The sequence below is a fragment of the Streptomyces violaceus genome (assembly GCF_036014075.1).
Lineage (GTDB): Bacteria > Actinomycetota > Actinomycetes > Streptomycetales > Streptomycetaceae > Streptomyces > Streptomyces violaceus.
The window spans coordinates 163067-182518 of sequence record NZ_CP107911.1; the positions used below are offsets into that span (position 1 = coordinate 163067).

At 69.2% G+C, this 19452-nt stretch carries 18 protein-coding genes; 14 read left to right on the forward strand and 4 right to left on the reverse strand.

What is annotated here, in order from left to right; all coding sequences use genetic code 11:
* Positions 1 to 12 precede the first annotated feature (12 nt).
* The 3 genes from OG542_RS00670 to yicI are packed head-to-tail and all read left to right on the forward strand — an operon-like array spanning position 13 to position 4613.
* On the forward strand, positions 13 to 840 hold the full coding sequence (locus tag OG542_RS00670; protein ID WP_328417689.1) for a carbohydrate ABC transporter permease: 828 nt from the start codon (positions 13 to 15) through the stop codon (positions 838 to 840).
* A gap of 15 nt (positions 841 to 855) precedes the next feature.
* Positions 856 to 2271 (forward strand): GH1 family beta-glucosidase, encoded by a 1416-nt coding sequence (locus OG542_RS00675; RefSeq protein ID WP_328407219.1) that lies wholly within the window; start codon positions 856 to 858, stop codon positions 2269 to 2271.
* Entirely contained in the window at positions 2268 to 4613 is a 2346-nt protein-coding gene (yicI, locus tag OG542_RS00680; protein ID WP_328407221.1) for an alpha-xylosidase, read from the forward strand. Before OG542_RS00675 ends, yicI begins: the two co-directional genes overlap by 4 nt.
* Before the next feature lie 8 nt (positions 4614 to 4621).
* Here yicI and OG542_RS00685 read toward each other — a convergent pair whose 3' ends face one another.
* Positions 4622 to 5116: a nitroreductase/quinone reductase family protein gene (locus OG542_RS00685; RefSeq protein WP_328407223.1), complete on the reverse strand. Its 495-nt coding sequence runs from the start codon at positions 5114 to 5116 to the stop codon at positions 4622 to 4624.
* Positions 5117 to 5506: 390 nt separating this feature from the next.
* Between OG542_RS00685 and OG542_RS00690 the strand changes: the two genes are divergently transcribed.
* The 5 genes from OG542_RS00690 to OG542_RS00710 all read left to right on the forward strand — a co-directional run bounded on the left by OG542_RS00690 (position 5507) and on the right by OG542_RS00710 (position 8615).
* Entirely contained in the window at positions 5507 to 5842 is a 336-nt protein-coding gene (locus tag OG542_RS00690) for a hypothetical protein (RefSeq protein WP_328407225.1), read from the forward strand.
* The gene (locus OG542_RS00695; RefSeq protein WP_328407227.1) at positions 5839 to 5976 is read left to right on the forward strand and encodes a hypothetical protein; all 138 of its coding nucleotides are present in this window, start codon (positions 5839 to 5841) and stop codon (positions 5974 to 5976) included. Before OG542_RS00690 ends, OG542_RS00695 begins: the two co-directional genes overlap by 4 nt.
* 13 nt (positions 5977 to 5989) lie before the next feature.
* Positions 5990 to 6502, forward strand: coding sequence for a type I glutamate--ammonia ligase (locus OG542_RS00700; protein ID WP_328407229.1), 513 nt, complete (start codon positions 5990 to 5992; stop codon positions 6500 to 6502).
* Between the two features lie 27 nt (positions 6503 to 6529).
* The gene (locus tag OG542_RS00705) at positions 6530 to 7396 is read left to right on the forward strand and encodes a type I glutamate--ammonia ligase (protein WP_328417691.1); all 867 of its coding nucleotides are present in this window, start codon (positions 6530 to 6532) and stop codon (positions 7394 to 7396) included.
* A 313-nt stretch (positions 7397 to 7709) separates the two neighbouring features.
* A complete protein-coding gene (locus tag OG542_RS00710) occupies positions 7710 to 8615 on the forward strand; it encodes an alpha/beta hydrolase (RefSeq protein ID WP_328417693.1) in 906 nt (301 codons plus the stop codon).
* A 239-nt stretch (positions 8616 to 8854) separates the two neighbouring features.
* Here the strand turns inward: OG542_RS00710 and OG542_RS00715 are convergent, their stop codons facing one another.
* Complete coding sequence (locus OG542_RS00715) at positions 8855 to 10147, reverse strand: MFS transporter (protein ID WP_328407231.1); 1293 nt, start codon at positions 10145 to 10147, stop codon at positions 8855 to 8857.
* 71 nt (positions 10148 to 10218) lie between these two features.
* Between OG542_RS00715 and OG542_RS00720 the strand changes: the two genes are divergently transcribed.
* The 4 genes from OG542_RS00720 to OG542_RS00735 all read left to right on the forward strand — a co-directional run bounded on the left by OG542_RS00720 (position 10219) and on the right by OG542_RS00735 (position 12871).
* A complete protein-coding gene (locus tag OG542_RS00720) occupies positions 10219 to 11268 on the forward strand; it encodes a GlxA family transcriptional regulator (protein ID WP_328407233.1) in 1050 nt (349 codons plus the stop codon).
* A gap of 384 nt (positions 11269 to 11652) precedes the next feature.
* Positions 11653 to 12252 carry a CPBP family intramembrane glutamic endopeptidase gene (locus tag OG542_RS00725; RefSeq protein WP_328407235.1) on the forward strand — a complete coding sequence of 200 codons (600 nt, stop codon included), beginning with the start codon at positions 11653 to 11655 and terminating at the stop codon, positions 12250 to 12252.
* 133 nt (positions 12253 to 12385) lie between these two features.
* Positions 12386 to 12523, forward strand: a complete 138-nt coding sequence (locus OG542_RS00730; RefSeq protein ID WP_328407237.1) for a hypothetical protein — start codon at positions 12386 to 12388, stop codon at positions 12521 to 12523.
* Positions 12524 to 12712: 189 nt separating this feature from the next.
* Positions 12713 to 12871 carry a hypothetical protein gene (locus tag OG542_RS00735; protein WP_328407239.1) on the forward strand — a complete coding sequence of 53 codons (159 nt, stop codon included), beginning with the start codon at positions 12713 to 12715 and terminating at the stop codon, positions 12869 to 12871.
* Positions 12872 to 12878: 7 nt separating this feature from the next.
* Here OG542_RS00735 and OG542_RS40605 read toward each other — a convergent pair whose 3' ends face one another.
* Positions 12879 to 13109, reverse strand: coding sequence for a DUF6300 family protein (locus tag OG542_RS40605; RefSeq protein ID WP_408057842.1), 231 nt, complete (start codon positions 13107 to 13109; stop codon positions 12879 to 12881).
* Between the two features lie 301 nt (positions 13110 to 13410).
* Between OG542_RS40605 and OG542_RS00740 the strand changes: the two genes are divergently transcribed.
* Entirely contained in the window at positions 13411 to 14049 is a 639-nt protein-coding gene (locus OG542_RS00740) for a DUF4253 domain-containing protein (RefSeq protein ID WP_328407241.1), read from the forward strand.
* Between the two features lie 816 nt (positions 14050 to 14865).
* On the opposite strand, the gene OG542_RS00745 is transcribed toward OG542_RS00740, so the two are convergent.
* A complete protein-coding gene (locus OG542_RS00745) occupies positions 14866 to 16209 on the reverse strand; it encodes an MFS transporter (protein ID WP_328407243.1) in 1344 nt (447 codons plus the stop codon).
* 734 nt (positions 16210 to 16943) lie between these two features.
* Between OG542_RS00745 and OG542_RS00750 the strand changes: the two genes are divergently transcribed.
* Entirely contained in the window at positions 16944 to 19370 is a 2427-nt protein-coding gene (locus OG542_RS00750) for a molybdopterin oxidoreductase family protein (protein ID WP_328407245.1), read from the forward strand.
* The last annotated feature ends 82 nt before the right edge of the window (positions 19371 to 19452 follow it).

Here is a 19452-nt window from a genome sequence, read left to right on the forward strand (position 1 = left end):
ATGAGACCATCGATGCAACGGCCGGCGAGCCTTCTCCGCCTTCGTTCGGTGTGGAACACCGCCGCCGCGCTGCTGATCCTCGCCGTGCTGCTCTTCCCCGTGTACTGGATGCTCAACACCGCCCTCCAGCCCGAGTCGAGCATCGCCGCCACCGAGTGGTTCCCCGCCGCACCGTCCCTGAAGAACTTCGACACTGCGATCAGCACCCAGGGCGGCTCGCTGCTCACCAGCTTCGTCGTCGCGCTCGGCGCCGTCGTCGTCTGTCTCGCGCTCGCAGCGCCCGCCGCGTACGGGCTCGCCCAGTTCGGACTCGGCGGCGGGCAGGGCATCGTCTTCGCGACGCTCATCACGCAGATGGTTCCGGGCATCGTCATCGCCAACGCCCTCTACAGCGCCTATGCGCAGCTCGACCTCGTCAACTCCTATCTGGGGCTGATCCTGGCGGACGCCTCGCTCGGTCTGCCGTTCGCGGTCGTGCTGCTGCGGGCGTTCATGGTGTCGATCCCCAGCGAGGTAGTCGAGGCCGCGATGGTGGACGGGGCGAACCGCTTCACCGCGTTCGTGCGGATCGTGCTGCCCATGAGCCGCAACGCCCTGATCACGGCGGGGCTGTTCACCTTCCTCTTCGCCTGGTCGGACTTCATGTTCGCACTCACCCTCAACACCACGGACGACGTCAAGCCCATCACGCTCGGCATCTACCAGTTCGTCGGCGCACATGTCAGCGACTGGGGCGCGGTCATGGCGACCGCCGTGCTCTCCGCCGTACCGGCCGCGATCCTGCTCGTCGTCGCCCAGAAGTACATCGCCGCCGGGATCACCGGCGGGTCGGTCAAGTAGGCAGGTGCCCTTTCCGTGAGTTCCTCCGAGTTCCCCGAGTTCCCCGCCGGCTTCTTCTTCGGTGCCGCCACGGCCAGTTACCAGATAGAGGGCGCGTACGACGAGGACGGCAGAGGCCCGTCCATCTGGGACACCTTCTGCCGCGAGCCCGGGAGCGTCGCGGACGGCGCCACCGGTGACGTCGCCTGCGACCACTACCACCGCTACCGTGAGGACATCGCGCTGCTGCGCGGGCTGGGCGTGGACAGCTACCGCTTCTCCATCGCCTGGCCGCGTATCCAGCCGACCGGCTCCGGCCCCGCCAACGCGCCGGGGCTCGACTTCTACGACCGGCTCGTCGACGAGTTGCTGGCCTCTGGCATCTCGCCCGCCGCCACCCTCTACCACTGGGACCTCCCCCAGGCCCTGGAGGACCAGGGCGGCTGGCGGGTACGCGAGACGGCGGAGCGGTTCGCCGAGTACGCCGGGGTGGTCGCCGCCCGGCTCGGCGACCGGGTGGACCGTTGGATCACGCTCAACGAGCCCTTCTGCAGCGCCTTCATCGGCTACGCGGCGGGCGCCCACGCCCCGGGTGCCCGCGAGGGACGCGGCGCGCTCGCCGCCGCACACCATCTGCTCGTCGGCCACGGGCTGGCCGTACAGGCGCTGCGCGCGGCGGGGGCACGGGAGGCCGGGATCACGCTCAACCCCGACCGGCTGCTGCCGGCCACGGACTCCCCCGCCGACCTGGCCGCCGTACGCCGCGTCGGGACGCTCCACAACGACGTGTGGTTCGAGCCGCTGTTCGCCGGGCGCTACCCGGAGCACGAAGCCGAGACCTGGGGTGAGCTGCTGCTCTCCGGCGCCGGCTCGTACCGCCTCGACGGCGACCTCGACCTCATCGGCGCACCGCTCGACTTCGTCGGCATCAACTACTACCGGCCGATCACCGTCGCCGACGCCCCGTACCGCGACGCCGACCCGGCCACCCGCACCGCGGTCGACGTCCGGGCCGAGGAGACCTGGCGCGACGATGTCCGCCACACCACCATGGGCTGGCCCGTCGTCCCGCACACCTTCACGGATCTGCTGGTGGACCTGGCCGAGCGCTATCCCGCGCTGCCGCCGCTCCTGATCACCGAGAACGGCTCGGCGGAGGCGGACACCCTCGACGCCGACGGCCGGGTCCGCGACGTGGAGCGGGTCGACTACCTCCACAGCCATCTGGAGGCGCTCGCCGCCGCCCTGTGCGCAGGCGTCGACGTGCGCGGCTACTACGTGTGGTCGCTGCTGGACAACTTCGAGTGGGCCCGCGGCTACGGCCAGCGCTTCGGCATCGTCCGGGTCGACTACGACACGCAGACACGCACACCCAAGGACAGCTACCGCTGGTACCAGCGGCTGATCGCCGCCCACCGCGCCCGCACCACCCCTGGTAAGGACCCCCGTTGAAGTTCACCGACGGCTACTGGCTGATGCGCGAAGGCGTCCAGGCGTCCTACGCCGCCGAGGTCGCCGACGTCCACGTCGACAAGGACCGGTTCACGCTCCACGCGCCCGTACGGCACGTCACGCGCCGCGGCCAGACCCTCAACAGCCCGCTGCTGACCGTCGAGTGCTGGTCCCCCGCCGAGGGCGTGATCGGCATCCGCTCCACCCACCACGCGGGCGCTGCCGAGCGCGGCCCGGAGTTCGCACTGCACACCGAGCCCGGCCACGCGGCGGAGGTCACCCGGGAGGGCTCGCTGCTGGAGCTGACGGCCGGGGAGCTGTCCCTGCGTGTGGACACAGCTGCCCCTTGGCGACTGGACTTCACCGCGGACGGTCGTGTCCTCACCTCGGCGAAGGCACGCGGCACCGGCTTCGCGGTCACGGGCGACGGCAGCCACTACTCGCTGGCGCACCTCACGCTCGACGTCGGCGAGTTGGTGTACGGGCTCGGGGAACGGTTCACGCCGTTCGTAAGGAACGGCCAGAGCGTGGACATCTGGCAGGCCGACGGCGGCACCGCGAGCGAGCAGGCGTACAAGAACGTCCCCTTCCACCTCACGAACCGTGGCTACGGCGTTTTCGTCAACCACCCCGCGAAGGTGAGCTACGAGATCGACTCAGAAGCCGTCGGGCAGGTGCAGTTCAGCGTCGAGGACCAGTCGCTGGAGTACTTCATCGTGTACGGTCCGACGCCCAAGGACGTCCTGGACCGCTACACGGCGCTCACCGGCCGCCCGGCTCTGCCGCCCGCCTGGTCGTTCGGGCTGTGGCTGTCCACGTCGTTCACGACCTCGTACGACGAGGAGACGGTGAACCGGTTCGTGTGCGGGATGGCCGAGCGCGACATCCCGCTGGGCGTCTTCCACTTCGACTGCTTCTGGATGCGCGAGTACCAGTGGTGCGACTTCACCTGGGACCCGGAGGTCTTCCCCGACCCGGACGGCATGCTGCGGCGGCTGAAGGAGGAGCACTGCCTGCGCGTGTCGGTGTGGATCAACCCGTACATCGCACAGAAGTCCCCGCTGTTCGCGGAGGCCAAGCAGCACGGCTATCTGGTCCGCAAGGCCAACGGCGACGTGTGGCAGTGGGACCTGTGGCAGGCCGGCATGGCCCTGGTCGACTTCACCGACCCGGACGCGCGGGAGTGGTACGCGAGCAAGCTGCGCGCGCTCACCGCGCAGGGCGTCGACTGCTTCAAGACCGACTTCGGCGAGCGGATCCCGACCGATGTGGTCTGGCACGACGGCTCCGACCCGGAGCGCATGCACAACTACTACACGCAGCTCTACAACGAGACCGTCTTCGAGGTGCTGAGCGAGGCCCGGGGCGCCGGTGAGGCCGTGCTTTTCGCCCGCTCGGCGACGGCGGGCGGACAGCAGTTCCCGGTGCACTGGGGAGGCGACTGTGAGTCGCACTTCGGCGCGATGGCCGAGTCGCTGCGCGGCGGGCTGTCGCTCGGCCTGTCCGGGTTCGGCTTCTGGAGCCATGACATCGGTGGCTTCGAGGGCACGCCGACGCCCGAGGTGTTCAAGCGGTGGGTGCAGTTCGGGCTGCTGTCGTCGCACAGCCGGCTGCACGGCAGCAAGTCGTACCGGGTGCCGTGGGACTACGACGAGGAGGCGGTCGCGGTCACCCGCGACTTCACCCGCCTCAAGCACCGGCTCATGCCCTACCTGTTCCGTGCGGCACAGCAGGCCGCCGAGCGCGGCACGCCGATGATGCGGGCGATGGTCCTGGAGTTCCCCGACGACCCGGCCTGCCACACCCTCGACCGGCAGTACATGCTCGGCGACGACCTGCTCGTCGCTCCCGTGTTCTCGGCCGACGGCGTCGTCGACTACTACGTCCCGGACGGCACCTGGACGCATGCGCTGTCGGGCGAACAGGTCCAGGGGCCGGGCTGGCGGCGCGAGCGGTACGGGTACGGCAGCCTGCCCCTGCTTGCCCGGCCCGGCTCGGTCATCCCGTACGGCGTGAGCGACGACGCGGCGGAGTACGACTGGGCGCACGGGGTGACACTGCGGGTCCACGCGCCCGTCGACGGTGCGACGGTCGTGACGCGGGTCCCGGCCCCGGGCGCCCGGGACAGCCCGGCGGCCGTCTTCCGGACGACTCGCGACGGCGACACGGTCACGGTCGAGGCGGAGGGGGTATCGGGGCCGTGGCAGGTGCTGTTGGTCGGAGCGCAGGCGGAACCCGGCGACACCGGATCGTCGGCGTCGGCCGAGCGGACCGCGCTCGGCACTCTTCTCGCCGTATCCCCGGGCACGGCCCACCTCACGGCACGACTCACCGGGAGCTGACAAGGCTCTCAAGACAGCGCGGTCAGGATGCCCACCCTTGCCCTGCATGTGCGAGGCAGGCATGAGTGATGTGGGCGTCCGCGTGGATGCGGCCAGTCTCCACGAGCCACGGACTTTGCCGGGCTTGCGCCTACAGGCACCTGCTCGGCGGCGCCTGGTCGTCCACGGCGATGCCCAACCGCCGGCGCGCCTCGGCGGTCATGGGAGTGATTGGACAGGCGTTCAGAGTGGCTCGTCCTGCGGAGTGACAGGACGATCGGGATTTCGCGGTCGGTCTTCTGCGCGTACTCGTTGTACAGCGGGAGGATGCGTGCCATGTGGAGCCAGAGGGGCTCACGTTCGGCCGGGGACGCGCCCCGGGCGCGAGCGGTGAACCGACGGCCGCCGACCTGCACCCAGACGCTCGGGGCCGCCACGCCCCTCGTCCGTGCTACGCCCCCTTTCCCCGGCGTGCGCCCGCCGGGGGGGAGCCTCGCCAGCCCGTACGCCCCTCCGTGTCGCACGGCTCAAGAAGGGGGCGGGGCCACTCACTACGTGGCCCTGGTCCGGCGGAACGTTTCGATCGCGGTCCGCACCTGCGAGGCCCGGTCCCACCCCGCGCCGTACCCGCCGTGCGGCGTACGCCAGTGGCGCACCAGCCTGCTCACCTTTCCAGCGGCTTGGCGGTGGATTTCTCCCGGTGGGTGGGTCACATGCGCCGGACGGCTCCTCGCGCGGAAGCCTGGGCCATGACTGGCAGACCGAGTTCCGGCGACTTCGTGACACTGCCGACAGGGGGCGCGCTACCGATGAGCAGCCGATCACCCCCTTGGCCGATACTGCCTCCTTTCGTCCTCTTTTCGTCCCCCGTATCTTCAGAGAAACTCTGTGTCTCGCAGAACAGGGGCCCTCCTTTGGCCCACGCTGACGCCACCCTGGCCCAGCTCGGCGTCACGGCCGAACTCGCCCGAAAGACGGGCGTGTTCGGCAACTTCGCGATCAGCTTCTCCGTCATCTGCAACCTCGCCGGCGGAATGAGCTTGTTCGGCTACGGCCTGGACCACGGCAGGCCCGTGGTCATGCCGGCCAGCTGGATCGTCATCGGCTTCATGACGCTGCTGGTCGGAATGTCCCTGGCCGACGTCGTCTCCGCATACCCCACTTCCGTGTGCCGTTCGTCCTTGCACTGCCCGCCCTATGGTCTCCAGCCGCCCACGGCGCCATCACCGCGATCAACGCGGTCGGCATGATCCCCGAGTCCTTCAACTACGCCGGCGTGACACTGGCCATCGCGCTGGTGCCGGCCTGGCTGACCGGATCGCCCGCGGACGCCGCGACTGCCAGCTCACCACCCACGCCAGCACCGCCCTGCTGGGCGGACTAGAGGAGGACGTCTGATGCACAGCCACGACGAACAGCGCGACGAGCAACCCACGGCACTCGGGCCCTGGCCCACTGGAGCCGTCACGCCGGGGGCGTTCAAGGAATCCGTCCGAAGTGGGGAGATCACAGCGGTGAGACTCGCCGTGCCGGACATGCAGGGTCGGCCCAAGGGCAAGATCCTGACCGCTCCCGTCTTCGTGGACCGGATGAACTCCAAGGCGGAGATGTGCGCCTACGTCCTGGCCACAGACGTCGACATGTCCCCGCTCGATGGCTTCGCCCTCACCGGCTGGGAGCAGGGCTATGGCGACCTCGGAGTGAAGGCGGATCCGAGCAGCATCCGACTCCTGCCCCACCAGCCCGGCACGGCCCTCATCATGGGTGACGTCTTCCACCACGACGGCCGACCCGTCGAGGTCGCTCCCCGCCACATGCTGCGCACTCAGCTAAAGCGCCTGGCCGATCTCGGCTATCACGTGGCGCTGGGCACGGAGGTTGAATTCGTGCTGTACGAGGGCACCGGCTAGGAGGCGCACAGGTCGGCTTACCGTGGTCTGCGCACGGCCTGGTCTGGCGACCTCGACTACGCCCTCAGCCATCCCCCGGAAGTCGCTGACTTCCTCCAGCACCTCCACGATGCCCTGCGGGAAGCGGGCGTTCCCGTCGAGGCGATCAAGACCGAGGGTGCGGCAGGCCAGGTCGAAGTGACCTTCGCCTATGGCGAGGTGATGTCGGCGTGCGACGCCTACGCCGCCTTCCGGCTCATCGTGCCGGACCTCGCTCAGCGGCGCGGTATGACTCCGACCTTCATGGCCGCGCCCGCGACCGGCATTGGCAGCGGCCTGCACTTGCACCTGTCGCTGTGGTCCGCCAACGGCAACGCGTTCACCTACCACCGGAGCGCGGACCTGCCCCCGGTGTTGGAACGGGCCATTGCCGGCCTGGTGTCCGGCATGCCACACCTGGCTCCGCTGTATGCCCCCACCCCCAACGCCTACAAGCGGTACGCTCCGCATACCTTCGCCCCGACCAGCTACACCTGGGGCTTCGACAACCGCACCTGCGCCATTCGCGTCACCGGTGTCGGCGAGAGCGCCCACCTCGAAGTCCGCCTGCCGGGCGCCGACGCCAACCTCTATCTCGCCCTCACTGCCGCCTGCGCCGCCATCCTCCACGGTATCCAGGACCGCCCCGAGCTTCCGGCGCCCTGTGGCGGCGACGCCTACACGGCAAGCGACGCCACCCCCGTGCCGGCCGACCTCACCGAAGCCGTGAACAGGTTCATCGGCAACAAGGTCGTGTACGACGCACTCGGGGAAACGGTCGTGAACCACTACGCCCGCGCGGCCCAGGCCGAACTCGCCTGGCACCGCAGGCAGGTCACCGACGTTGAGCGCCAGCGGGGTTTCCACCGTGCTTGATCTTCCCCTTCGCCCCACAGGGACCCAACAGATGAACTCAGCACCTCGAGCCACTTGGCCCAGCCCGGCCTGGCGCTGTGCCGAAACGAAGACGACCTTCTGCCGGTGATCACGGGAGTTTCACGCTGCCAGACCACGCGGAGCGGCTGCATTGGAAGGTGGTGCTGGGTCCACCCCTGTGGTGGTGCTGGACCGCTGGCGGGCCGAGCGGGCCGTTCATAGCGTCGTACTCATGATGGATGACACGAACGAGGAACGAACGGGTGCCACCAGGCGGACGGCATTGCGCGGGCTGGGACTCGCGGTGGGGGGCATGGCACTGGCCACCGGGCTCGGAACCTCGCCGGCCGCAGCGGGCCCGCGTCGCGGGCTCACCACCTACGTGCTGGTGCACGGTACCCACAGCGCCGGCGCGTTCTGGATGCCGATCGCGCGGGAGCTGACGCTGCGCGGTCACCGCGTCGTCATGGTGGACCAGCCGCGGCATGGCGCGGAGGCTTTCGTGCCGGAGTCGTATCAGCGGCAGGACCTCAAAGCGATGGCGGCCGAGCCTTCCCCACTGAAGGGCCTCGGGCTGGAGGACTACGAGGCGCGTGTCACGGGCATCGTGCGGCGGGCGGCACGGAACGGCCCGGTAGTGCTGGTCGGGCACAGCCTGGGTGGCGTATCGGTCAGCCGTGTCGGCGATGCCGTCCCGCATCTGCTTCACCACATTTGCTACATGGCGGCCTTCTGTCCCAGCCGCGTCCTGCCCACAGCGGACGCCTGCACGGCGGCACCCGAGAACGCGGACGCCGTCAGCCCGGTCGAACTGACGGTGGGTGACCCGGACCGGCTCGGTGTACTACGACTGAACTTCCGGACAGGTGACAACCGTGAGCTGGCCCTCCTGAAGGAGATGATCTGCACGGACTACCCCGACGCCGAATTCCGCCGGTTACTGGCCGGCATGCAGACCGACGAGCCCGTCGCCGCTTATGCGGGCCGAGCGGTCGGTCGGGCTGGTAGCTGGGGACGCATTCCCCGCACTTACCTGCGTTTCGGCAGGGATCGGACGATCGCCACCGCACTCCAGGACAGAATGATCGCGGAAGCCGACGCGTTCACGCCCGGCAACAGCTTCCGCGTGCACGATTTTCCCGGGGCGTCACACGCCGGCCCTCTGGACCCCATCCCGGTCGCAGAAATCCTGGACACGCTCGCAGGGCAGGAGGGATAGGGCACTCGAAGAAATCGCAAGCCAAGAGTGCCTCTGCCTGGGAGCGCCGAAAGCCGGACCAGGTCGTGGACAAGCGGCCGGGGGGTGGGGCGATCCCGCCCCCCCCCAGGAGGGCTCCGGCGTTGTGCAGCTCCGTTGCCATACAGTCGCACCGGGCCAGCACCTGCAGATCGAGCCCCGTCTTCATATCGGTCATCTCACCGGTGTGGTCGGTTCGCGGAAGAGTCGGTCGGATCGTGCTACGACCCCCGAACCACCGAACGCGAAGCGGCCTTTGTCGGCCGTTTCGCCGGATCGGGGCCGTGCGAGGCCCGGTAGGTCGTCCAGGCGAGGGTCAGCACCGCCATCACGGCGCCCAGCAACAGCAACTCCGACGGCGGCACCACGTGTTCGATCAGAGCGAGCAGATAAGGTGCCCCGAAGCCCAGGTAGGCGAAGGCCTGGAAGATCGCGGTCAGCCGGCCCAGGTTCTCGGTGCTCGCCATGCGCTGCACCTCCATCAGTCCGCACACCAGGCAGCAGCCGTAGCCCGCCCCGAGCACCAGTGCGGCGACTGCGACGATCCACCAGTGCGCGTCCGCCGCGGCCACCGCGCCGAGCACCAGCCCGCCCACCACGATGCCCAGCGCGGTCGCGATCAAGTACGGCTTGTCCGGGTGGCTGACCCGGCGCGCCAGCGGCTGGACGGCGATGCCCGCGACCATGGTCAGCATGGTCACGACCGCGCTGAACATCAGCGCGTTGTCACCGAGCCGGTCCAGCACCAGGCCGGGCAGATAGGCCAGCGCGATGGCGGACGCGCCGAACACCCAGGGCGCCAGCGGCGCGACGACCGTCCAGAACCGGCGGCTGCTCTCCTCAGGCAACCGCAGGCGAGACCAGAGCGGGGCGTCCCCGTTGGCCGCGTGGGTCTCCGGCGTGTGCAGTACGAACGGCACGGCCGCCAGGGTGAGTACCACGTGCGGCACGTAGGAGCTGACGACCGGTTCCGGTGCCGCCTGCGCCAGGAGACCCGCGACCAGCGGGCCCACCGCGAAGCCCATGGTCATGCCGATCGTCGCGCGGCGAGCGCCGGTGTGCTCGTCCTGGCCGGAACCGCTGACGGTGAGTTCCTTGATCCACGCGGTGCCCGAGCTGAACGCCGCTCCGCTCGCGGCACCGGCGACCAGCCGGCCGACGAACAGCCATCCGATCCCGGACCCGGCCAGCATGAGCAACCCGCTGGCGAGCGCGGAGATGACCAGCGCGGGCACCAGCACCCGACGGCGGCCGTACCGGTCGGAGAACGGGCCTCCGAGCAGCAGCCCGGGAATCAGCCCCACCGCGTACAGGGCGTAGGTCGCCCCCACCGTCGTCGTCGGGACGCCCAGCTCCGAGCGGTACATCAGCAACAGCGGCGCGAACTGGTTCGCGCCCCAGCCGACGGCAGCAACCCCCAGAGCGATCGCCAGCCAGGCCCGGCCGCCCACACCGGAGAACCGGGCCTCGCCCCGGAGGGCCTCTTGGGACGTATGCGATGTCGGGTAGCTCATGCATACGACACTGACGGCGGCCCGGGAGGTCCTCAAGCGGCCGAAACGACATTGAGCGTACAATTTGCGCCATGACGCGAGTCGCGCTGGCCGTCACGGACGGGATGCCGCTGTTCGAGCTCTCCATCCCCTGCACGATCTTCGGCCCCGGTAACCCCGGGGCCGCCGGGGCCGGCTACGAGCTGGTCGTCTGCGGGACCCCCGGAGCCAATGTCGGAGGCTGGCTGCGCTCGGAGACCCGGCACACGCTGGACGACCTGGTGAAGGCCGACACGGTGATCGTCCCCGCCTGCGACGAGGCCATGGAGCGGGCGCCTGCCGACCTGGTGGAGGCGGTGCGTGCGGCACACGAGCGGGGCGCGCGGGTCGCCTCCATCTGCACCGGAGCGTTCGTGCTGGCCGCCGCCGGGCTGCTCGACGGACGCCGCGCGACCACCCACTGGATGTACACCCGGCGACTGGCCGACGACTATCCGCGGGTCGACGTGGACCCCGGAGTGCTCTACATCGACGAGGGGGACGTACTCACCTCTGCAGGGCAGGCGGCGGGGATCGACCTCTGCCTGCACATGGTCCGCAGCGATCTCGGCGCCACCATGGCCAACACGCTGGCCCGGCGGCTCGTGGTCGCTCCGCACCGCGCGGGCGGACAGGCACAGTTCATCGCCAGCCCGCTGCCGGACGGTCACGGCTCGGGAACCGGAGGCGACCAGTACGGTCTGCCCGCCCTCCTGGACCAGACGAGGGAACGCCTCCACGAGCCTCTCACGGTCGCCGAGCTCGCCCGCCGGGCGAACATGAGCCTCCGCCACTTCAGCCGCCGCTTCATCGCGGTCACCGGCACCAGCCCACTGCAGTGGCTCCTCACCCAGCGCATCCGCCGCGCACAGGAACTACTGGAGACGACCGACAGCAGCATCGAGCAGATCGCCGAACAGGTCGGCATGGGGACGGCCACCACCCTGCGCCGGAACTTCCATCGCATCGTCGGCGTCTCTCCCAGCGCCTACCGGCGCACGTTCTCCGAGTCCCGTGGCGCGGCCGGAAGTGAGGGAAAACCTGACTGCGCGCCCGCGCCGAGTCAGCCTCGACTTCCCACTGCGACGAACTGGCACACGTAAAATGAGCTTCGGGGTGCCGCGCCGTCAGCTGGGCGCGCTAGGCCCCCACATGGAGTTCACCGCCCGCAGCTTGGACGAGACGTTGCCATGAAGTGGCGTTCAGGGCGTGGCCATGTTCTTTGACCAACTCGAAGGCCCGGCAGTGCGCCTTGATGTCTGCTTTGCCGGGGGGTGCGGGAGCGAAGTGGCCGGACGAGATCAGGTCGCCGGAGGAAATGCCGCCGCCAGTCGAGCTCAGCGACGAGGAGATCGACGGCGCGCTCGCGCTCATGGACAGCCTGACCCTCGAGGACCTCGAGGCAGCCGGTTAAGAAGACGTCCGGGCGCCGGCCGCGCAGCACTGGCTCTGTCGATGACTGCCTGCTGACTGCACAGGCGTGCCTGGTGGCCTTCGCCGTCCCCGCCGGCCTCACAGCGGCTGCTCTTGTCATCGGCACCATTTCCGGCCACTACCCCTTCGACGGGGTGCACTGGAACGGGCTCGGTGCGTGGGCGGCCGGAGCCGTGCTGAGCATGCTGGTGTCGCTTCCGCTGTTCTTCGGCGAGGAACTGGGCTGGCAGGGTTACCTATTCCCGCGCCTCGCACGGGAATCCGACCACCGGAGTCTGATACGGGCGTACGTCGTGACCGGCGTGGCGTTCGCCCTTTGGCACCTGCCCACGCTGCTGATGGGCGGCCAGTACCCGGGGCGGCCCTGGTATGTGTCGGTGCCTGCCATGTTGGTGAATTGCGTCCTCATCCTGCCGGTCTTCACGCGGCTGCGCCTGCGCTGCGGCTCGGTGGTACCCGCCGTCATCGGCCATGCGTTCGTGAGCTCGATGAGTGTCGATATGGTCAAGCAGTTCGCTGCCCCCAAGGCAGCACTTGATCCCCTCCATATGGGAATGGCCGGATGGCCCGGCTGGATCGTCACAGGCGCGTTCGTCGCCTTCCTGACCCTGACCGGCCGACTCCAGCCATCTTTCTACACGGGCTCGAAGTAACTCCCGCTTCCCACATGCGGCTCCCAGTCGATCGCCGCGTTGCGCAGGTGAAGTCATCGAAGGCAAGCGGGAGCACCGCGAACCGCCGAAGCCTCAGGAGCCGGAGTCGAAGCCGGGGCAGATCGTCGATCTGATGGCCGCCCTGAACGAGTCCGTCCAGCAGGCCAGGGCCTCGTGCGGCGAGGACGCCGACGTGCACGAGACCGAAGAAGAAGACCACGAAGAAGGCCGCGCCAAGAAGACGTCCGGGCGCCGGCCGCGCAGCGCCTAGACCTCAAAGCCGAGCGCCGTGTCCGACCTGCACTTCGTACGCACCGGCGTCTGATGGTGTAGCGCGTCGATGGCCTGCGCCCTGGTCGCGGGATTCACCCGCTTGCCCAACCCGTTGTCACCCGGCCAGGCAGTCCCAGGGCATCGGCTCCCGCCTACACGCCGAGTTGCTCAAGGCCATCGCCCCCGAGTGGTCCTCGCTCCTGGTCCGCCCGGACAACGCACCGCAAGGCGCGGCCTGCTCGAGCACCTCTGCTACAAGTACGCGGGCCTGTACCGCAACGAACCGGGCGGCCCGGTCTACGACCTGCTGCTCCTCCAAGTCGACAGCGAGCATTTCCCCCAGTGATTGGTAGTCAGCCTCGCCCGTGCGGTGTAAGCCCAGGCGCCGCCGGAGGGCAGGCTGGGGCTTTCTGTTGATCGGCGCGAGCCCAGCCGTGTGTAGGTGCATGGTCTCGGTCTCTCAGATGCCCTAGCAGAAGTTGTTGACCAAGTGACCGTGGGCTTGTCTGCTCATGGTCGGGGTCGCGGTGCCAGGCGATGACGGCACTGGCAGCGGGCCGGTCGGCGTCGCAGGCCGCGCAGATGCAGGAGTGGCAGGATCAGTGGCCGTGGCCGATGGAATGCGTCGTACCGCGCGAGATCCAGGGGCGGGTGGGGCCGGCGACGCTGCCCCCCACCGCATGTGAGCGCAAGGGGCGCGTGGGAAAGGGAAGAACGATGCGGGGCGACTCCATGGGCACGCTCGCAGCCGAGCTGGGCGTGCGTGCGGAACAGGTACGAAAAGCTCGAACCCCGAGAGGGGGTGTACTCCTCGGTTTCCGATGCGAGCCCGGGGCGTGTCTCGACGTGTGGAGGCGCGCTCGTGAGCGATACGGAACCACAGGGTTGTGGCCCTTCATCACCCACACGTCGCCGGCCGAATGGGAATGGGCGGACGTACCCAGCGACAGCCACGACGAGAAGCGCCGCCAGTCGATCATCGACAGGCTGATGGAGCTGCAGGCGAACGAACTCCTCACAGAGGCCGAATGGTTCAAACCGCCCCAAGGACACCCGAGCCCCGCCCTCGACCTCGAAGACCTGGCCCGGCGACTCACAGATGCCTCTCCGGAGGCCGAGACGCGGGCACCGAGGTCTGCGGAATCACTGCTCTCCACCTTTTTCGCAGAGCCCCCCGAGTGGATCTGCCTCGTCCCCACCGAGGGCCCGCCCGGCCTCCCGGAGCTCCTGGACGCACCGGACACGCCGAACCACATGCCGTTTCCCGGCAGGGAAGCCCTGTCCTACCGGGACCACGCGAACGTCCTGCGGGAGTGGCACGATCGGTACGGCGCGGAGATCTGCTACCTCGACACCCACGAGGTGCTGCTGTCGGTCGAGCACCCCCCGTCGGCCCCGTCCGAGACAGCACGGGTCACGATCGAGCACTACGCCTACTGCCCCGACCTCGACCAGGTCATCGGCGGACTGCCCGAGGTCGTCTTGCAGGTCCCGACACGGACCTGGTTCTTCTGGTGGGACTGAGCAGCCATCCGTCTACCGTTCAACAGGCGTGATCAGTCGAACGGGGTTCCTGTTCGAGTGATCCCTCGGTAGTCGGGGAGGGGCTCCTGCAGTCGTTCGCGCCCGCGCCCGCGCCCGCGCAGTCCAACGCACCGTCCTCTGGTGTGGCTGTCTCGCGCACAGGCTCGGAACGCGGCGGACGCGTAGCCGACTTGCCGTGCCCGCTTCCTGCCGCTGGGGCGGTGGATGCGGCCCGGGCTTCGTCGACGCCGTGCTGGAGCACATCGCAGGTGTGCTGGAACTCAGCTGTCAGCCGGGTGGCCTCGGCCATCAGGATGCCGTACGGCTGGGCGGGGTCGCTGAGCGGGAGGGAACCGGCGCGTGCTTCCTCCTCCAGCCGGTCGCGGCACTGCTGAGCCTGCGCGGCGGCTTCACACAACTGGCGGGACTGGTCTTGCAGACGGTGAGAGGCGCGCCGGCGTCAGTGCCGCGGGCCCGTGTTCTCCCCGCCGCCGGAAGCTTTCACAATGCATCCAAAGGTCCAGGCCGATGGCCTGGTCATAGGCATCCAGTGCGGCCTGGTACAGGGCTTCGAAGACTCCGGCGGCGATCCGCTCATCTCGCCGGGACCGCATCGTAGTCGCGGAGACCCGGTGGTCAGCGTGCTGTTGGTAGGTGCCACCCAGCACACGCCGGGCCAAGAGCCCATAAAGCGTCGGTGATGGAGGAAGGCAGGACGGGCACGTGGCCTTCTGCTTGGCCGATGATGATCGTGGACCTGTTGTTTCAAGGGCTGCGCCCGGCCGTACCGCCGGACGGGCGCAGCCCTGCCCAAGATCACCCGAGCGTTTCCTCCATTTCCGCGGCGGGTAGGGAGATCCGCCAGGCGACGAACCCGGCCGCGGCGAGCCCGGCGATTGCCAGGAAGCTACTGGCGAGGAACGGGTCGGTACCGTCCTTGGTGGGAGCGAACCCGATGCCGACGTAGAGCGTGACACCGGTGGAACCGCCCAGTTGATCAGCGGCTCGCTGAACGCCTGAGGCGATACCGGCGTCGACTTCGGTCACGCCCGTCACCGCGACATACTGCAGCCCGACGATCCCGAACCCCATCCCGGCAGCGATGAGCATCATGGCCGGAGCCATCGCCAGACCGGTGGCCCCGAGGTGGGAGACCAGAGCGATGGCTGCCATCGCCAGCATGGTGAAGCCGATGCCGGCCAGGACACAGGCCCGGGCGTTCCACCGTCCGAGCAGCCGGGGAACCAGCACCGAGGCCACGATCAGGGACACCGCCAGGGGCAGCATCGTCAGACCGGCCTGGAGTGGGCCGGCGCCCAACCGGTCCTGCAGGTAGTAGGTGAACAGCAGGAATGAGGTGGACAGCGCCGCACTCAGCAATGCGGTGGCAAGGTTGGCCAGCACGCGCGGCCGGTTACGGAAGAACCGCAGCGGCACGAGCGGCTTCAGCGAGCGGCGCTCGACCGCGACGAACAGGGCCCCGGCTGCCACCGCGCCGACCAGCGCCACTGGCGGCAGCCAGGGCAGCGTGCCGTCCGCCTCTCCTGCCTCGACGACGCCGAGGGTGAACAGCAGCGGGGCCGCGATCAGCAGGAGCGCACCGGGAAGATCCAGTGGTGTGGGCTCGGCAGGCCGTTCGCTCGGCACGAGGAAGATCACTGCAGCAAGCACGACCAGGATGAACGGCACGGACACCAGGAAGATCCACCGCCAGCCGAGCAGCTCGGTGATGATCCCGGAGACCACGAACCCCAGGACGAGGCCACAGCTCGCGACGGCCGCCCACACGCTCAGCGCCCGCGACCTGCGCGGCCCTTCGGGAAACATGAGCACGATCACCGCCATTGCTGCCGGAAGCGCGATCGCCTCCCCGGCACCCTGCATCAGCCGGGCTGTCACCAGCACGGAGAAGGACGGCGCGAGCCCGGCCAGCAAAGACGCGGCACCGAAGAGCGTTGTGCCGAGCAGGAGGATGCGACGCCTGCCGAGCACGTCGCCCAGCCTGCCGCCGAGCATCAGCAGCCCGCCGCCGGTGATCGTGTACCCGACCACGACCCAGGTCAGGGCGTGACCGTCGACGCCGAAATCGGCACCGATCGAGGGCAGGGCGACATTGACCACGGTCACATCAACCGCGATGAAGAACTGCAGCATGGCCATGCAGCACAGCACCAGCCACGCACGCACCGGGGACGATCCGTCCCGGAGCGAAAAGAGAATGCCTGAGAACACCGAGTACTCCGTTGCCCAGAAGAAGTTCCGAGCAGCACGAACGTGCCGCTCCGGTCCAACCACGGAGCGACAGAACGTTCAACAGAAGTGAGACGAACGCCCCGCCGCTAGCGGAGCGTCCTTGTCACCGCGGCACAAGCCGCGCACGAAGCACCAGACATGGCACCGATGTTATCGGAGCCGACGGCAGGTGATCGATAGATCACTCCGCCACCCAGCCAGCGGGATGTGGACGACAGCGACGCCGTTCGTATGGACGGCTTCAAACAGGCGCTTCACCGAGGCGTGCCCGGACGGGCTGCGCCGGCTGCGCGACGACCAAGGGCATCGGACCCGTCAGCTCGTGCAACGCCGAGGCCTGGGCCACGGTGAGGCCGACCCGGCGAGTGGCCCGGCACAGGGGTCACCGTCAGCCCCATCCTTGGACAGGGGCGCCGCGTGGGTCCCGCTGAGGACGCCCGGAGTTCCTGGGCATGACGCCACAGTCAGGACGCACGCCTGTGCGAGGCCCCGGCCGGAAGCGGACGGCCGACGTGGGTTTTCTCGGCCAGCTGGGCGGGGGCCCCTTTCTACGCGAGGCGTCTCGTCATGAAGTGTTACGGGCCCGGAGAAGGGGGTACCGCGGACAGACGTCGGGGGCTGGTGTGGGCTGGGAGATGGGCATGGACGCTTCTGCTGACCGGATCGCGCACCCGTGGGGCAGCCGCACCCCTTACAGCTCGCCTGAGATGTGGCCGGTGCGGGTGGACACCTATCTGGAGAACGATCTCGAACCCGGCCGGGTGGAGCGATGGGTGCAGACCGCGTCAATCCTCCATTCCGACGGGGACGCCATGGACGTCGCTGTCGTGGACGGGCGCATGGTGGGTGTGCGTGGGCGGGCCGTTGACCGCGTCAACCGTGGCCGGCTGGGGCCAAAGGACCTGTACGGGTGGCAGGCGAACGCCTCGCCGGACCGGTTGAGGCGGCCTCTGATCCGCGAGAACGGGCACCTCGTGGAGTGCGACTGGTCGACCGCGATGGGCCGGACCGTCGCCCGGTCGCAGGAACTGCTGGAGGAGTCCGGCCCGGAAGCCATCGGCTTCTACACCAGCGGGCAGCTGTTCCTGGAGGAGTACTACACGCTCGCGGTCCTGGCGCGGGCCGGCATCGGGACCAACCACCTGGACGGCAACACTCGTCTGTGCACCGCCACCGCCGCCGAGGCGCTGAAGGAGTCCTTCGGCTGCGACGGACAGCCGGGCAGCTACGACGACATCGACCACGCCGACGTGATCGCACTGTTCGGGCACAACATCGCCGAAACCCAGCCAGTGCAGTGGATGCGCATCCTGGACCGGCTGGAAAGCACCGGACCGCCGAACCTGGTGTGCGTGGACCCGCGCCCCACCCGGGTGGCCCGCAGGGCAGCCGTCCACCTGGCTCCGCGGATCGGCACCAATCTTGCCCTGCTCAACGCGCTGCTCCACGAGATCATCCGCACCGGCCGCGTCGACCATGACTACCTCGCGGCGCACACGGTCGGCTTCGACGCTCTGGCGTCGCAGGTTGCCAAGTGCACTCCCCAGTGGGCGGCCCGGATCTGCGACGTGCCGCCCGCGCGGATCGGCGAGGCGGCGGAGCTGCTGGGAACGGCCGACCGGCTGCTGTCCACCGTGCTCCAGGGGATCTACCAGTCCCACCAGGCCACTGCCGCAGCCGTACAGATCAACAACCTGCACCTGGTTCGCGGCATGCTCGGGCGGCCGGGCGCCGGTGTCCTTCAGATGAACGGTCAGCCCTCTGCTCAGAACACCCGCGAATGCGGGGCCAACGGCGACCTGCCAGGCTTTCGTAACTGGCAGAACGACAGCCATGTCGCCGACCTGGCGAAAGTGTGGAACGTCGAGCCGTCAGCCCTCTCCCACGACGGCCCGCCCACCCACGCGATGCAGATGTTCCGCTACGCCGAGCAGGGCTCGATCCGGATGCTGTGGATCAGCGGCACCAACCCGGCGGTGTCGCTGCCCGAACTATCCCGTATCCGCTCGATCCTGACGCAGGACCGCCTCTTCGTGATCGCTCAGGATCTGTTCCTCACCGAAACAGCCCAGCTGGCCGACGTGGTGCTGCCCGCCGCGACCTGGGGCGAGAAAACGGGAACACTGACCAACGCCGACCGCACCGTGCACCTGTCCGACAAGGCGGTCGAACCGCCCGGTGAGGCCAGGCCTGACCTGGACATCTTCCTGGACTACGCGGCCCGGATGGACTTCCGCGACAAGGACGACCGCCCTCTGATCACATGGCACGACCCGGAGTCCGCCTTCGAGGCGTGGAAGGCATGCAGCGCCGGCCGGCCGTGCGACTACACCGGCCTCACCTACGACCGGCTGCGCGGGGTGAGCGGCATCCAGTGGCCGTGCCACGCCGACGCCCCCCACGGCACGCCCCGCCTCTACACCGACGGCATCGCCTGGGCGGATCCCCAGGTCTGCGAGAGCTACGGCAAGGACCTGCTCACCGGAGAGCCCGACGATGAGGCCGCCTACCGCGCCCTCAATCCGGAAGGCAAAGCTGTCATCAGAGCCGCTGCCTACACCCCGCCGCCGGAGGAACCCGATGAGACATACCCGTACCAGCTGACCACGGGCCGCACCCTGTACCACTTCCACACCCGCACGAAGACCGCACGCGCACCTCAGCTCAACGCTGCCGCGCCGGACGTCTGGGTGGAGGCCTCCGCCGCCGACACAGCCGCGCTCGGCCTCGGCGAGGGCGACCTGGTGGAGGTCACCACACGCCGCGGCGCCCTGCGCGGCCGCCTACGGGTGACCGACATCCGTCCGGGGCTTCTGTTCATTCCCTTCCACTACGGATACTGGGACACCGCGGGCGGGACCGGCCCGGACAGCGACACCCCCGGGCGCGCAGCGAACGAGACGACGATCACCGCCTGGGACCCGGCCTCCAAGCAGCCCGTGTTCAAGACCGCCACAGCCGCGCTGCGCCTCGTGCAACGCGGAGACGGCCGCCCCGCACCCGCCCCGAACACCACCGCATCGGCGGCGTCAACCCGGACGATGCCGGGCCGAGGCCGCGGTCGGTGAGGGACCGGTCGACGGCTTGGACGTAGGGCCAGTGCGCAGCCCGCCTTGCCAGGACCGGTGCCAGCCGGGCGGATCGAGCAGC